General features: G+C 32.4%; 12 protein-coding genes. 10 read left to right on the top strand and 2 right to left on the bottom strand.

What is annotated here, in order from left to right:
• Positions 1 to 109 precede the first annotated feature (109 nt).
• Positions 110 to 2,245: a polyribonucleotide nucleotidyltransferase gene (locus QLQ96_RS07035; protein ID WP_482495840.1), complete on the top strand. Its 2,136-nt coding sequence runs from the start codon at positions 110 to 112 to the stop codon at positions 2,243 to 2,245.
• Positions 2,246 to 2,367: 122 nt separating this feature from the next.
• Here QLQ96_RS07035 and QLQ96_RS07030 read toward each other — a convergent pair whose 3' ends face one another.
• Positions 2,368 to 2,970: a CDP-alcohol phosphatidyltransferase family protein gene (locus tag QLQ96_RS07030; protein ID WP_482495838.1), complete on the bottom strand. Its 603-nt coding sequence runs from the start codon at positions 2,968 to 2,970 to the stop codon at positions 2,368 to 2,370.
• Between the two features lie 350 nt (positions 2,971 to 3,320).
• Between QLQ96_RS07030 and QLQ96_RS07025 the strand changes: the two genes are divergently transcribed.
• The 9 genes from QLQ96_RS07025 (at position 3,321) to rpe (ending at position 15,389) form a co-directional block, all read left to right on the top strand.
• A complete protein-coding gene (locus QLQ96_RS07025) occupies positions 3,321 to 4,091 on the top strand; it encodes a hypothetical protein (RefSeq protein WP_482495836.1) in 771 nt (256 codons plus the stop codon).
• A gap of 300 nt (positions 4,092 to 4,391) precedes the next feature.
• A complete protein-coding gene (locus QLQ96_RS07020; RefSeq protein WP_482495834.1) occupies positions 4,392 to 5,138 on the top strand; it encodes a hypothetical protein in 747 nt (248 codons plus the stop codon).
• A gap of 5 nt (positions 5,139 to 5,143) precedes the next feature.
• A complete protein-coding gene (locus tag QLQ96_RS07015) occupies positions 5,144 to 7,924 on the top strand; it encodes a TonB-dependent receptor (RefSeq protein WP_482495832.1) in 2,781 nt (926 codons plus the stop codon).
• 7 nt (positions 7,925 to 7,931) lie between these two features.
• Positions 7,932 to 9,119 (top strand): DUF4249 domain-containing protein, encoded by a 1,188-nt coding sequence (locus tag QLQ96_RS07010; protein WP_482495830.1) that lies wholly within the window; start codon positions 7,932 to 7,934, stop codon positions 9,117 to 9,119.
• Between the two features lie 56 nt (positions 9,120 to 9,175).
• Entirely contained in the window at positions 9,176 to 10,372 is a 1,197-nt protein-coding gene (locus tag QLQ96_RS07005; RefSeq protein ID WP_482495828.1) for a DUF4249 domain-containing protein, read from the top strand.
• A 56-nt stretch (positions 10,373 to 10,428) separates the two neighbouring features.
• Positions 10,429 to 11,604: a DUF4249 domain-containing protein gene (locus QLQ96_RS07000; RefSeq protein ID WP_482495826.1), complete on the top strand. Its 1,176-nt coding sequence runs from the start codon at positions 10,429 to 10,431 to the stop codon at positions 11,602 to 11,604.
• Positions 11,592 to 13,322, top strand: a complete 1,731-nt coding sequence (locus QLQ96_RS06995) for a hypothetical protein (RefSeq protein WP_482495824.1) — start codon at positions 11,592 to 11,594, stop codon at positions 13,320 to 13,322. The genes QLQ96_RS07000 and QLQ96_RS06995 overlap by 13 nt, the downstream gene beginning before the upstream one ends.
• A 164-nt stretch (positions 13,323 to 13,486) precedes the next feature.
• Complete coding sequence (locus QLQ96_RS06990; protein WP_007804760.1) at positions 13,487 to 14,350, top strand: sigma-70 family RNA polymerase sigma factor; 864 nt, start codon at positions 13,487 to 13,489, stop codon at positions 14,348 to 14,350.
• 376 nt (positions 14,351 to 14,726) lie between these two features.
• On the top strand, positions 14,727 to 15,389 hold the full coding sequence (gene rpe, locus QLQ96_RS06985; protein ID WP_482495822.1) for a ribulose-phosphate 3-epimerase: 663 nt from the start codon (positions 14,727 to 14,729) through the stop codon (positions 15,387 to 15,389).
• Here the strand turns inward: rpe and QLQ96_RS06980 are convergent.
• Positions 15,366 to 16,157 carry a DNA/RNA non-specific endonuclease gene (locus QLQ96_RS06980; RefSeq protein WP_482495821.1) on the bottom strand — a complete coding sequence of 264 codons (792 nt, stop codon included), beginning with the start codon at positions 16,155 to 16,157 and terminating at the stop codon, positions 15,366 to 15,368. The genes rpe and QLQ96_RS06980 overlap by 24 nt on opposite strands.
• Between the last annotated feature and the right edge of the window lie 87 nt (positions 16,158 to 16,244).

Raw genomic sequence — 16,244 nt, 5'->3', positions numbered from 1 at the left:
TACAAGAAAAAAAGTTTGGTTTTTCATTGGGTTTTAGATAACAACAACTACACACACAACAACTACAACACAACTAAAACCCATTGTATAATCAATAAGGAAAAAATTTATGATTCCACAATTATTTGTAGAAAAGATCGATTTAGGTGATGGCAGAAGCATCACAATCGAGACAGGACGTTTAGCTAAACAAGCTGATGGTTCTGTAGTAGTAAGAATGGGCGACACAATGATTCTTGCAACAGCAGTTTCAGCTCGCACATCAAACCCAGCGGTTGATTTTTTACCATTAACGGTAGATTACCGCGAAAAATTCGCAGCAGCAGGTCGTTTCCCTGGAGGTTTCTTTAAAAGAGAAGCACGTCCGAGCGACAGCGAAGTATTGACAATGAGATTAGTTGACCGTGTATTGCGTCCGCTTTTCCCAGACGATTACCACGCTGAAACACAAGTTATGATTCAGTTAATGTCTCACGACGAAAATGTTATGCCAGACGCTTTAGCAGGTTTAGCAGCTTCTGCAGCATTAGCAGTTTCAGACATTCCGTTTTATAACTTAATTTCTGAAGTACGTGTTGCACGTATCGACGGAAAATTGGTTATCAATCCAAGCAGAGAAGAATTAGAAAAATCAGACATCGACATGATGATTGGAGCTTCTATGGATTCTGTAGCGATGGTTGAAGGTGAGATGAAAGAAATTTCAGAAGCTGAAATGATCGAAGCTATTAAATTCGCTCACGAGGCTATCAAAGTTCAAATTCAAGCACAATTACGTTTACAAGCTGCTTTTGGTAAAAAAGAAATTCGTACTTACGAAGGTGAGAAAGAAAACGAAGAAATTTACAAAAAAGTAAAAGCTGCAGCATACGATAAAATCTATGCTATTGCAAAAGTTGGTTCAGCTAAACACGAAAGAGGTGCTGCATTTGCTGAAGTAAAAGAAGAAGTAAAAGCTTTATTTACTGAAGAAGAATTAGCTGCTGATGGTGATTTAGTTTCTAAATATTTCTACAAAACAAACAAAGAAGCTGTTCGTAATGTAGTTTTAGAATTAGGAGTTCGTTTAGATGGTAGAAAAACTACAGACATCAGACCAATTTGGTGTGAAACTGATTATTTACCAAGAGTTCACGGATCTTCTTTATTTACACGTGGAGAAACTCAAGCTTTGGCTACAGTAACTTTAGGAACTTCTAGAGAAGCTAACCAAATCGATTCTCCATCTGAACAAGGTGAAGAGAAATTCTACTTACACTATAACTTCCCTCCTTTCTCAACTGGTGAAGCAAAACCATTAAGAGGAACTTCAAGAAGAGAAGTTGGTCACGGTAACTTAGCTCAAAGAGCATTAAAAAATATGATTCCTGCAGATTGTCCTTATACAATTCGTGTTGTTTCTGAGGTTTTAGAGTCTAACGGTTCTTCTTCTATGGCAACGGTTTGTGCTGGAACAATGGCTTTGATGGATGCTGGAGTTCAAATGGTAAAACCAGTTTCTGGTATTGCTATGGGATTGATTACTGACGGGGAGAAATTTGCTGTATTGTCTGATATTTTAGGTGATGAAGATCACTTAGGAGATATGGACTTTAAAGTAACTGGAACTGCTGACGGTATCACTGCTTGTCAAATGGACATCAAAATTGATGGTTTACGTTATGACATTATGGAACAAGCTTTATCTCAAGCTCGTGACGGACGTTTGCATATTTTAGGAAAATTAACTGAAACTATTGCAACTCCAAGAGCTGACGTAAAAGCACACGCACCAAAAATCATTACAAGAACTATTCCTGGAAACTTTATTGGAGCATTAATTGGACCTGGTGGAAAAGTAATTCAAGAATTACAAAAAGCTACTGGAACAACTATTGTTATCAACGAAGTTGACGAGCAAGGTGTTATCGAAATCTTAGGTACAGATCCTGCTGGAATTGAAGCGGTATTGGCTAAAATTAAGTCAATCACTTTCAAACCACAAATGGGAGAAGCTTACGAAGTTAAAGTAATTAAAATGTTAGATTTTGGAGCTGTAGTAGAATATACTTCTGCACCAGGAAATGAAGTTTTATTACACGTATCTGAATTAGCTTGGGAACGTACTGAAAACGTAACCGATGTTGTAAACATGGGCGATGTATTTGAAGTAAAATACCTAGGCATTGATCCTAAAACAAAAAAAGAAAAAGTGTCAAGAAAAGCACTTATTCCAAGACCTCCACGTGAGGAGAAAAAAGAGTAATCAGATCTTAGTTTACTAAAGGTTTATTCATAGAAAACCCCAATTCATTTATTTGAATTGGGGTTTTTCGTTTTAAAAAATTAAAGCAATAATAAATTAAAGATGCAATTCATTAATTACATTTATCCATTAAACAATTTATGTCTCTTAATTGATTTCCCATTTCGAATCAAATAAGCATGATAAGAACTAGGAACATCGTGTGTCCATTTCGGTAAAAAATAAATTATCAGGTAAACATCGATATGCCCTATTATTCCAAAAAATACCGCAAGAAAAAAAGGAATTCCTGCATAACCAAAACCAATCATCGAAATAAAGGCTGTTAATAAAGTAACTCCCCATAATTTAGATAAGAGAGCATGAGTACAGGTTTCTTTTCCAAACTTTAAAATACTAAAAACATAGGTCAAACCTTCCATAACAAAAATTGAAACAATAGCATATTTATGCTCCAAAATTATCTCAGGATTTAACAACCACGCACACCAGCCTACGCAAATCCAGAAAACTAAATCAACCTGACTATCCATACGTCTCAATTTCTCTGAAGAGACACCAACTTTTCGAGCAATGATACCGTCAAAAATATCGGTCAATAATCCAAATATCATTAATGAAACTAAAATCATTCTAACATGGACAAAATTACTATTAGCGATTAAAATCATTACAAAGCCCAACAGTAATCGAATAGCAATAAGCAATAAGGGAACTCTTTTCATTTTTACAAGTTTAAAAAAGGCACTGACCTTTTATTATTAATATTCCAAACAAACAGTATTTTTCTTTAATAATTACTAGGTAAACCTATTGCAAATATCGCATTTCAATTTGCAATAACTAATAAAACAAATTCTTATATTTGCGATTATCGCAAATTATGAAATATCAGGAATTATTATTAAAATCAATTCGGAGCAAAATCGTTAAATCAGCTTCCCTAATAGAGGAAATAGCTTCTGTATTAGAAATTAGTTATGATGCATCGCATCGGAGAATATCTCAAAAAAGTAAGTTTTCGATTGATGAAACGGTTCGATTGGCAGATCATTTCAACATTTCGTTAGACAATTTGTTTTCAAATAAAGAAAAAGTAGTTGTCGAAAAAACAATTGAGATTAGAGATTTAAAAGATATGCTTCACTATTTCAAATCATCTTCTGAAAATATAGAGGCATTAATAAAAAACAAGAAAGCAACGTTGTTTTATTCAGCAAAAGATATTCCGCTGTTTTACTTTATGGATGGCACAATTTTATCAAAATTCAAAGCTTTTGTATGGCTTAATCTTTTAAATTCTAATCAGAAAAAAGTTGCTTTCGAAAATTTTGTAGTAGATGAATCCTTTTCAGAATACATGCAAAAATTAAAAAAAACATACGAGAATACTTTTGTAAATGAAGTATGGAACGATACTACCGTAAACAGCAGTCTGCAACAAATCTTATATTTTTACGAAGCAGGCCTTTTAAATTTAAAAAGCGCAAATGCTCTTTGTGCTGATCTAAAAAGAATTATAAATCTTATAAAAACAAAATGTAATGAGCCAACTGAAAAGTTTTCTATTTATTACAATGAGCTGATATTATTGAACAACAATATGCTTATAGAAACAGAAGAGAAACTAACGATGTTTGTTCCTTATACACTTCTTGGATATTTTATCACTGATAATGATGAGAGTTGCCAAAATGTTCTTCAGTTTTTTAAACAACAAATAACTAACTCAATTCCTTTAAACCAGTCTGGCATTAAGGAACAAAATCTTTTCTTTAATCGAACCATTCGGAAAATAGATTATTATCTAGAAAAGATAAATTCACAGGTCGATTTGTTTTTTTGAAAGAAATCTTAGAAAACCCTAATTCATTTATTTGAATTGGGGTTTTTGAATTTCTATACATTTCATTCTATTTTTCCATTCCTACAAAATAGATGTTTTTGATATAAAATCAAAAATTCATTATCTCAAAATCATTTTTCAAATATTTTAATAAAAATTCTAAATTTTAATAGTTCTACAATACCTTTTAGAGGCCTCCATAAGTTTTTTATCACAATTTAACAAATTAGCGTTTTATTTGTAACCTTTTTTTTATACTTTTGGATTCTTCCAAAACAACCAATAAAACCATTAAATCCTTTGAAAAATTACCAAAAAAAAATCGTTTTTCTCATTTTATTTGAATTATTCTTAAACATTCATCCGATCCAGAGTCAAACTAGTAATGACATCAACACTTACAATTGGTTTGATACTACTGTAGGCAGAAGTAATCTGGATATAAACAATGGGGTACCACACACAAACTCATTCAGAACTTTAGGAAATGACATCCATTTGTATTTAATAAATAAATACGAATTAGGCAGAGTCACCTATGAAAACCAAACTTATTATGATGTTAAAATTAAATACGACATCTATAGAGATATATTGGTTTTAAATCCTGATGGAGGTTCTGAAAACATTGGTATAAATCTAATTCAGAACAAAGTCAGTTCGTTTTCTATCCAAGATAAAAATTTTATCAAAAGAGAAAGAAAGAACGAAGACATTCCTGAATTTACTACAGGTTACTACGAAGAAAGTAAAATTGCTCCGGAGTTAATTTTGTATACCAAACATCACAAAGACATGCAAAAAACAATTTACGAAAGCAGTCTTTATTTTACTTTCAAAGAAAACAACTCCTTTTTTATTGATTTAAAAGGCAAAATTTATGCAATAAAGGGTAAAAGCGACCTTGTTAAATTATTTCCAGATCAGAAAAAACAAATCAATGGGTTTTATTTATTGAATAGAGAATTAAAAAATTCCGACTTAAATCAATTTATGAAAAATTTGATGAAATACACTTTTAACTCTCAGTCAATATCAAGCAAATAAGACAAATGAAAAAAATTTTACTCTCCTTACTTATCGTTTTCTCTTTTCAATTGTCTTTTGCACAAAATACGAATGAGAAATTATCTATCACCCTTAAAGACGAGACATTAGCTAATACGCTTAAACGTATTGAAGAAGCAACTTCATATAAATTTTACTTTGATCCGACTTGGGTTAATGCTGAGAAAGGATTAATCTCTGGGACTTACACTGATATAAAAGTCGATGATTTACTTAATAAAGTATTAAGCAAAACAGATTTAAACTATATCATTCTAAAGAACAAAGTAATTTTTACTTTAAACAGCACCATTCATGATACTTTGCCAGCAAATTATTTTGCTGATGCGCCAGTTGAAACCAATCAAAATAATAACGACAGTGAGAATCCTGTATTTCATCAGCAATATGATTCTTTGAGCAGCTATACGGTGAACAAAAAATCTGCAATTGTCTTTATTGGTAAAGAAAATAAAGAATCTACTAGAAAAACTTTTACGGTTTCAGGATCTGTCAAAAACGAAGAAACTGGCAAGGCAGAGCCAAATATTTACATTAAAATCCGCAATAAAAATATAAACACTTCTACAGATCTTGATGGAAATTATACATTGCAGCTTCCGAGAGGTATTAATATTATTGAAATTAAATCTTTAAGCCACAAAGAAGTAGTTAGAACTTTAATGGTTTATGATGACGGTCAGTTTGATATTAATATTAATGAGAAATCAAATCAGCTTGATGAAGTTGTAATTAAAAAGAAAGGACAAAAAACTACTGAAACTACTGTTTCTGGTTTAGTTTCTATTGATATTGAAGGAATCAAAAATGTTCCTTTAATTCTTGGTGAAAGAGATATTCTTAAAGTTGCTACTACTTTTCCGGGTATTAAAACTACTGGTGAAGGTTCTGCCGGATTTAACGTTCGAGGCGGAAAAGACGATCAAAACTTAATCCTTATGGACAATGCGGTATTGTATAATCCGCAACACTTTTTAGGATTCTTCTCTGCGATCAATCCATACACAACAAAAAAAGCTGATATCTACAAAGGAAGTATTCCTGCAGATTTTGGAGGAAGATTATCTTCTGTTTTTGATATCACAACAAAAAATGGTAACCAAGAAAAATTCTCTGGAGAAGGTGCTATTGGCCCTATTACTTCAAATCTTACTCTTAGCGTTCCAATAGAAAAAAACAAATCGAGCATTATTGTTGGTGGTCGTGCAACGTATTCGGACTGGATTTTAAAAGCACTTGACAACGAAGATTTAAAAAACAGTCAAGCTGGATTTTATGATGGAATTTTAAAGTATAATAATGCAATTAATGCAAACAACAACTTAGAAGCGACTGCATATTACAGCCATGACCGTTTTAGCTTAGATTCTGATTCTATTTTCAAATACAGCAACAGATTAGCTTCTATTAAATGGGATCATACTTTTAACAAAAAAAGTAAAGCGGCTTTCATTTTCACAAATAGTGAATACAAATTCAATATTGACTATGATACTGATGACATAAATTCATTTGATTTTGGTTACAAAGTAAACGAATCGCAATTACAAGCAAAATTCAATTACCAGCTAAACCCAAAACATACTTTGTCTTATGGTGTTGCAAGTAAATTATACAATATTTCACCTGGATACCAACATCCTACAAAACCAGAAGCTACCTTAATTTCTACAGATGTTGAAAAAGAAAAAGCATTAGAATCTGCCGTTTATTTGTCGGATAGTTATAAATTCAATGATAAATTACTCATTGATCTTGGATTAAGGTACTCTTATTACATGGCATTAGGCCCTGGAAATGCAAACACTTATTCGCCAGGTTTACCATTAAGCGACGAAACAGTAACAGGAACAACGACTTATAAAAATAATGAAGTTATACAAACCTACGGAGGATTGGAACCTCGTATTGCTGCACGTTATTTCCTTACAGAAGATTTCTCTGTAAAAGCAGGTTATGATGTAACTCGCCAGTACATTCATTTATTATCAAGCAATGTTACTCAATCTCCAACAGATACTTGGAAATTATCTGATTCGAATGTAAAACCGCAAACTGCTCAACAAGTTTCATTAGGATTATTTAAAACTTTAAAAGACGAAGAATACGAAGTAAGCTTAGAAGGATATTACAAAAAATCTAAAAATATTCTAGACTATAAAGTTGGTGCTCAATTATTACTTAATCAAAATGTGGAAACTGAACTTTTACAAGGCGAAGGAAAAGCATACGGAGTTGAGTTATTGCTAAAGAAATCAACTGGAAGATTAAACGGTTGGGTTGGATATACGTATTCTCGCACCTTTATCAAACTTGATAGCCAGTTTAGTTCAGAAATTGTAAATAACGGAGAATATTTCCCTGCTAACTTTGATAAGCCTCATGATTTAAGTGCAATTTTAAATTATAGATTTACAAAACGTTACAGTTTATCAACGAACTTCTTATATCAAACAGGAAGACCTATAACATATCCTATCGGTACTTTCCAATATGGAAATTCAGAATATACTTTGTATAGTGACAGAAATGCTTATAGAATTCCAGATTATATTCGTTTAGATATTGGAATCAACATTGAAGGAAATCATAAAATTAAAAAGTTAGCGCATAGTTTCTGGAATATTTCAATTTACAATGTTCTAGGAAGAAATAATCCTTATTCTATTTATTTCGTAACAGATCCAAGTGGAAAAGTAAAAGGATATAAAACATCTATTTTCTCAATACCAGTACCAAGTATTACTTATAATTTTAAATTTTAGCACTAAAATGAAAAATTACAGTCTATACAAGATTTTTATTGTACTTGTGGCTGCTATTGTTCTTAATAGTTGCACAGAAGCATATCCGTTAATAACTAATAGATTTGAAGATGTGCTAATTGTTGAAGCTAACCTAACTAATGAGTTAAAAAAACAGGAAATAAAATTGACCAAATCTGCTAAGTTTGAAGATGAAGATTATCAGTCTGAAACTGGAGCGGAGGTTTTTATTACCGACGATGCTGATAACAAATATAGTTTTAGTGAAGATGCTGGCAAGTATGTTTCGAATATAGAATTTCAGGCAGTTCCAAACACCAAATACCAATTACACATTAATACTAAAGACGGCAGGTCATTTGCATCAGCGCCAGAAACGCTTACCACTATCACGCCTATGCAAAGTGTCGTAGCTGCGATTGAACAAAAAGACGGTATTAATGGTGTTGGCATTCGTGTAAACAGCTTTGATCCCACAGCTACGTCTAGTTATTACAGATATGAGTATGAGGAAACATACAAAGTCATTGCACCAAAATGGTTGCCAACAAAGCTTGACATAAGTAGCGGATCTCCTGTTTTTGTCCCAAATTCACCAGATATCAAGACTTGCTATGGCTCTAAAAAAAGTGTCGGATTGATGTTGCAAAATACAAACAAGCTAAAAGAAGACCGTGTAGATTATTTGATCCGATTTATTAGTGATCAAGATTATATCATTACACACAGATACAGTATTTTGGTTAAGCAATATGTAGAAAGTCTTGGTGCTTATAGTTATTACAACACGCTAAACAAAACAGCTGTCTCTGGAGGAACTATTACTTCTCCAACTCAGCCTGGCCTTTTATTGGGTAATTTAAGAGCGATTAATGGCGACAGTAAAATAACAGGATATTTTGATGTATGCTCTGTTTCTACGGAACGGATTTATTTCAACTATGAGGATTTATTTCCGGGTAAATTCCCTCCTCCGTATGCTGTTGATTGCACACAATTTTGTTATGCAGAATACCCTTTTAACCCTGTTCCCTGCACGCGCTGTTGTTCTTATACGCAAGATCTTCCTCGCGGAGTAATAACCTATTATTCAGGAAATGGCATCAACAACCTTGAAACATTTTTTGTAGATGCTCCTTGTGGAGACTGTACAAAAATTGCATCTAACATAAAGCCTCCTTTTTGGGTAGATTAAATAAAAGTTATCTAGTTTTTAAAAGATTAAATCAACTTAAAAAGAATTACCAAGCAATGAAATTTCATTTAATAAAAAATATAATTCTGCTATCGTTTCTTACAGCTTTCTTTAATAGCTGTACAGAAGCATATCCGCTAGTTACAAACAGATTTGAAGAAGTAATTATAGTTGAAGCCAACCTAACCAATGAGCTTAAAAAACAGGAAATAAAACTCACCAAATCTGCTAAGTTTGAAGACGAAGGCTACCTTTCAGAAAGTGGGGCTGAAGTTTTTATTACTGATGATGCTGGCAATCAATATAATTTTAGCGACGATTCTGAAAAATATGTATCGGATATAGAATTTCAAGCAGTGCCTAATGTTAAATATCAGTTACATATTAAGACCAAAGACGGCAGATCTTTTGAATCATCTCCAGAAACACTTACAACTGTAACTCCTATACAAAGTGTAGTGGCAGCAATTGAAGAAAAAGATGGTGTAAATGGGGTTGGCATCCGTGTAAATAGCTTTGATCCTACCGACACATCAACTTATTACAGATATGAATATGAGGAAACCTATAAAGTTATTGCGCCAAAGTGGAGGCCTACAAAAATTGAATGGGTTTCTAGTACAAATACTCCAATTTTTGTCCCGAATTCACCAGATACCAAAACTTGCTATGGTTCTAAAAAAAATGTAGAATTAATGCTGCAAAGCACAAACAATCTAAAAGAAGATCGTGTAGATTATTTAATTCGTTTTATTAACGACCAAGATTATATTATTACACACAGATATAGTATTTTGGTTAGACAATATGTAGAAAGTCAAGCAGCGTATAATTATTATAATACCTTAAAAAAAACTGCAGCCTCAGGAGGCACTATTGTTTCTCCCACTCAACCAGGTTTTTTATTGGGAAATTTAAGAGCTGTTAATAGCGACAGTAAAATCTCAGGGTATTTTGATGTATGCTCAGTATCGACAGAACGAATTTATTTTAATTATGCGGATTTATTTCCAGGTAAATTTCCTCCGCCTTATATTGTAGAATGTCAAGAGTTTTGCTACTCAACAGATGAAAATTTAGTTCCTGATCCATGCTCGCATTGGGGACATTATGCAGATGATTTATCTCTTGAAAAAATAGCCTATTATTCTGGAACAGGAACTGGTGGCTTTACCTATTGGGTTGACGCCCCATGTGGAGATTGCACAACAATTGCATCGAGTATAAAACCTCCGTTTTGGGTAGATAATTAAATAACAATGATTTTTAATAAAAGTCATTAACAAGATCCAATGAATATATTTAAGCCATGAAATTTCAGATAATAAAAAATACAATCCTTGTAACGCTTCTTACAATCGTCTTTAGCGGTTGTACAGAAACATATCCGCTTTTAACAAACACTTATGAAGAGATAATAGTTGTTGAAGCAACACTAACAAACGAACTTCAAAATCAGGAAATAAAAATTACTAAAACTTCAAAATTCGAAGATGAAGATGTAGCAGTTGAAACGGGTGCTAAAGTAATAGTTAAAGATGATCAGAGAAATGAATATCTGTTTGTAGAAAGCTCGGGAGTGTATAAATCTCAGGAGGCTTTTGAGGCTCTTCCAGATGTAAAATACACATTAGAAATCACTACTAAAGACGGAAAAATTTACCAGTCAAGTCAGCAAACATTAACAACAGTAAATCCAATTCAAAGTGTTGTTCCTGCTCTTGCCGTAAATAAAGACAATGAAACTGGTGTTCAGATTAATGTTAATAGTTATGATCCAACAAGATCTTCAATCTATTATAGATACGAATATGAAGAGTCGTATAAAGTTGTTGCGCCTAGATGGTCATCATTAAAAATTATTACAACTGGTCCACAAACTGTTAATTTAATTAATAACGATCCAAGTACAAAAACTTGCTATTCTAATAATAAGTCAACAAATATTATTTTAGTAAATACTAATGATCAAGCAGAAGATCGCGTAAACTTACCAATACGATTTATTGAAGAAAATAATTACATTATTGGTCACCGGTACAGTATATTAGTTAAACAATATATAGAAAATGTAGAGGCTTACACTTTTCACAAGACATTGAGAGATATAGCAAGTTCAGAAAGCATTTTATCTCCAAAACAGCCAGGTCTGATTTCTGGAAATATAAGATGCATTAATGATTCGTCAACAAAAGTCATTGGATTTTTTGATGTCGCATCTTATTCAGAACAAAGAATATTCTTTAACTATAACGACTTTTTTCCAAACAAGCCGATTCCTTATTTCAATACATGCGAAGATATTCCATATCTATTTTGCTTTGGCGGAATCGATTGTGAAGGAGAGACAATGATTTACAATATAAATCGTAACCTAAACACCTACATATCAGACAGTGGTCCAAAATACATCATGGTAGATGCTGTATGCGGAGACTGTACCTCTTTTTCATCTAACATAAAACCACCATTTTGGATAGACTAAAACACATCATTTTATTGTTTGTATTAATTAATACACAATTTAGCAGAGCACAACAGACAATTTCTTTAGATGAAACTCTATATGTTCATTCTAATGCCACATCATTTGTTACAGGTGAAACTTTATTATACAAAGTTTATTGCCTAAAATCGTCTGATAAAACACCAAGTAATATAAGCAAAATCGCCTATATTGAAATTGTTGACAACAATCAAAAATCGGTTTTTAAAACTAAAATCGCACTCGAAAATGGAGTTGGACAAGGAGATTACTTTATTCCGACCACTATAAAAACGGGAAGTTATAAATTAGTTGGATACACTAATTGGATGCTGAATAAGCCTATTTCTGAATTGTTCCAATTGAACATCAACATTATTAATCCGTATAAAACGGATGAAAAAACTAATGCAGAAAAGATTTTAATTAGCAGTGCGAAAGCAAACTCTTCGGTAAATTTAAAAAACGAAAATATTTCTCTTAATCTGAATAAAAAAACGTTTACTAACAGAGAATTAGTTGATTTAAAAATTCAATCTGCTAACGTTGATTTTAAAAACGGAAATTATTCTCTTTCAGTTAGAAAACTAGATAATATTCCTGCTACAGATAAAATTTCAGCGGTTGCTTTTGCTTCAAATCCATCTTACCCAATGGCATTGGATATTCAAAAGCAAGACCCCAAAATAATTTTACCAGAACTTAGAGGTGAAATTATTTCTGGAACAATTTCTGCAAAAAACGGCAGTGATAAAATTGCAAATGTTTCTGTTGGATTGTCTATTCCAGGAAAATCTTTTGCTTTTCAAGTTGTCAAAACCGATATGTATGGAAACTTTATTTTCAATATTGGAAAAACATTTTACACACCAAATATAATTTTACAGATTATAGACGAAAAAGCGAGTGCCTATAGTCTTGTAGTGAATAATGGCCCAGAAATCGATTATTCTAAATTATCATTCGAAAAAAACACAAGTCTATCTTATACATTTAAAGAGAGTTTAGTAGAAAGATCGGTTTCTAACCAAGTTGAAAACGCATATTTTTACAAAAAAGTAGACAATATCGAAAAAACTCCTACATCTGATGCATTCTATTATCCTGTTGCAAAAGAATATATTTTAGACGACTATGCTCGCTTTAAAACCTTAAAAGAGACTATAACTGAGGTTGTAGTAGAAATTTATTCGAAGCAAAAAGACAACAATCTTTATTTACACGTAACCGACCCTAATGTTTTTCCTCAACTTCCTGAATCTGCACTTGTTCTTGTAGATGGCGAATATGTAGAAAATGCAAATGACTTGACATTATACAGCATGAAAAATGTCTACAAAATCGAACTTATAATAGGGCGATATTTTGTTGGACCAAGATCTTTTAACGGGTTAATTAGTTTTACAACTTTCAATAAAGACTTTAAAAGCACTCAAACAGGAACTTTTATAGCAAAACCAACTGTCTTAAGACCACAGCCTAAAAAGATTTACAATAAAGTAAAATATGAAAGTGGTTCTGACAATGACAGAATTCCGGATTTTAGAAATCAATTGCTTTGGAATCCTGATGTTCAGTTAAACAACGATTCTGAAACTTCATTTTACACTTCAGATTTATCTGGAACTTTTGAGATTAGATTGGAGGGATTTACCAAAAACGGCATTCCTGTATCAATTACAGAAAATATTGAAGTCCAAAATACTAATGTAAACTAAATTTAGTCTTTCACAAAAAATCATAACACACAGAAAACCTGCTCTATAAAGGCAGGTTTTTGTTTTTTTTGAATTATTTTAAAAATATTTTTATTAAATTGTAACTTTTTCGATACTCTTTACGTATAACTATTTGTACACTTTAAAAATAGGGAGACAACAACATGAGACAACTTAAAATCACCAAGCAGGTAACTAATCGTGAAACTGCATCGTTAGATAAATATCTACAAGAAATTGGAAAAGTTGACCTAATTACCGCTGATGAAGAGGTAGAATTAGCACAAAGAATAAAGGCTGGTGATCAAAGAGCTTTAGAAAAACTAACAAAAGCCAACCTACGTTTCGTAGTATCTGTGGCTAAACAATATCAAAATCAAGGATTAACTCTTCCGGATTTAATTAATGAAGGAAACTTAGGTTTAATTAAAGCGGCTCAACGTTTTGATGAGACTCGTGGTTTTAAATTCATTTCTTACGCTGTATGGTGGATTCGTCAATCGATTCTTCAAGCTTTAGCTGAACAATCTCGTATTGTACGTTTACCATTAAATAAAATTGGTTCTATCAATAAAATCAACAAAATGTATGCTTTATTAGAGCAATCTAACGAGCGTCCGCCTTCTGCTGAGGAAATTGCAAAAGAACTTGACATGACTGTAAACGACGTAAAAGAGTCTATGAAAAACTCTGGACGTCACCTATCTATGGATGCTCCTCTTGTTGAAGGAGAAGATTCTAACCTTTATGACGTATTACGTTCTGGCGAGTCTCCAAATCCAGATAGAGAATTAATTCACGAATCTCTTCGTACTGAAATTGAACGTTCTTTAGAAACACTAACTCCAAGAGAGGCTGATGTTGTTCGTTTGTATTTTGGACTTGGTGACCAACACCCAATGACTCTTGAAGAAATTGGTGAGACTTTCGACCTAACTCGTGAGCGTGTTCGTCAGATTAAAGAAAAAGCAATCCGTCGATTGAAACACACTTCTAGAAGTAAAATCCTTAAAACATACTTAGGATAAATAATATTTGTTTCAGGTTTAAAGTTTCAGGTTGCTTTTGTAACTTGAAACATGCAACATGAAACCTTGTACCGCAAACAACAGTTTGATTGACTGTTCGTTTTTTGATTGATGATTGAAACTCCGGCTGATTACCGGAGTTTTTTATTTTTATTATTTAGCTAAAAAGCTTTTCTACCGCAAAGAGCGCAAAGAAATACGCAAAATACGCTACAATTATAAAAAAGCTTAGTTTGAATATAAAGTTCACAAAGCTTTGCGAACTTTATAACCAACAAACATTACATAGAATAAAAAACCTTGCGGCCTTTGCGTATTTCTTTGCGCTCTTTGCGGTTAAAAAAAATTATCTTTGTAAAGAAAACAACATACTACAATGAAAAATACATTTATAGCTCCTTCTGTATTAGCTGCAGATTTTGGTAATTTACAGCGTGATGTCGAAATGATCAATAACAGTCAAGCCGATTGGTTTCATATCGATATTATGGATGGCGTTTTTGTTCCAAATATCTCTTTTGGAATGCCCGTTTTAGAAGCCATTTCAAAACACGCAAAAAAATATATCGATGTACATTTAATGATTATCGATCCTGATCGATATATTAAAACTTTCGCTGATTTAGGAGCAAATGGATTAACCGTACATTACGAAGCTTGCACCCACTTACACAGAACACTTCAAGCAATTAAAGCAGAAGGAATGAAAGCTGGCGTAGCTATGAATCCGCATACCAATGTTGACTTACTAGAAGATGTAATTAATGATATTGACGTAGTTTGCATTATGAGTGTTAATCCTGGATTTGGAGGACAATCATTCATCGAAAACACTTATGATAAAGTAAAGAAACTAAAAGCTTTAATTATGCGTAAAAACGCTTCAACACTAATCGAAATTGATGGTGGTGTAACAAGCAAAAACGCAAAACAATTAGTAGAAGCTGGTGCTGACGTTTTAGTTGCTGGAAGCTTTGTGTTTAAAGCTGAAAACCCGACAGAAACAATTGCAGATCTAAAAATCCTTACTGCTTTTTAGATTTTTAAGATTCGGAAAGAAATCAATTCCAGTCATTTTTTCTAAAGTCTCAATTGGAACAACAAAATCATAGATCGATTTATCACTTTTTTCGTTTGGAACCAAAAAAGCAATTGCTTTGTGCTCTTTACCGTTTTTCGCTAAAATAATTTTATAAAAAAACTTAGGAACAGCAACTTTTTCTGTTCCTATTTTTTTGTCTTCCTCTTTCGCAATTCCACCAGTTACTACATAAATATCATTGTATTTTCCAGCCCAATAACGAGTCTTCTGCTCTATTCTATTCCAAATTCCAGCATTAAATTCTTTTTTCTGAGGTGAAATATTTGAAGTATAAAAGGTGTCGTTATAAGCATCTTTGCTAAACTCCATATCCCCTGCAGGACAAAGATGCCCTTTGTCATAACCCGAATTTTTATAATTTCTCCAATCGGCAGAACCTGTCGTGACATTTGGATCTTCAACAAAATAAGGTCTTTTAAAATCATTATTTTTTAAATATTCCTTTTTCAATTCGTAAGCCACCCATTCTGCCTGCTCGAACTTCTCATTATAAGATAAAGTGTAATATTGATGTTTTACAATTTGTTTTGTCGTCGAAGTTGGCAAATAAGCAACCGTATATACAGAATCTGAATCTGCACTAGAAGAATTTCCTTTAAAAGAAACTGCTTCAGCGTTATTTACTTTTTCATTGATTTCTGCATTTTCTTTTTTACAAGAAAACAATGCAAAACACATTAAAATCAAACCTAGACAAGCTTTCATAATTCTATTTTTATAAGTTAAACTTACAAAAAAACGCTCCATAAATTCAAAATTTATAGAGCGTTTTTTAACAAATTAAATTCTATT

The sequence above is a fragment of the Flavobacterium sp. B167r genome (genome assembly GCF_056824315.1).
The sequence above is the reverse complement of the archived record's forward strand: the minus strand, read 5'-3'. Positions and strand labels throughout refer to the sequence as shown.

Bases quoted from the DNA above. Each gene is read 5' to 3' on its own strand.
- rpe (WP_482495822.1), top strand. From the start codon at position 14,727: ATGAAAAATACATTTATAGCTCCTTCTGTATTAGCTGCAGATTTTGGT.
- QLQ96_RS07030 (WP_482495838.1), bottom strand. From the start codon at position 2,970: ATGAAAAGAGTTCCCTTATTGCTTATTGCTATTCGATTACTGTTGGGC.
- QLQ96_RS07035 (WP_482495840.1), top strand. From the start codon at position 110: ATGATTCCACAATTATTTGTAGAAAAGATCGATTTAGGTGATGGCAGA.
- QLQ96_RS07005 (WP_482495828.1), top strand. From the start codon at position 9,176: ATGAAATTTCATTTAATAAAAAATATAATTCTGCTATCGTTTCTTACA.
- QLQ96_RS07015 (WP_482495832.1), top strand. From the start codon at position 5,144: ATGAAAAAAATTTTACTCTCCTTACTTATCGTTTTCTCTTTTCAATTG.
- QLQ96_RS06990 (WP_007804760.1), top strand. From the start codon at position 13,487: ATGAGACAACTTAAAATCACCAAGCAGGTAACTAATCGTGAAACTGCA.
- QLQ96_RS06980 (WP_482495821.1), bottom strand. From the start codon at position 16,157: ATGAAAGCTTGTCTAGGTTTGATTTTAATGTGTTTTGCATTGTTTTCT.
- QLQ96_RS07000 (WP_482495826.1), top strand. From the start codon at position 10,429: ATGAAATTTCAGATAATAAAAAATACAATCCTTGTAACGCTTCTTACA.
- QLQ96_RS07010 (WP_482495830.1), top strand. From the start codon at position 7,932: ATGAAAAATTACAGTCTATACAAGATTTTTATTGTACTTGTGGCTGCT.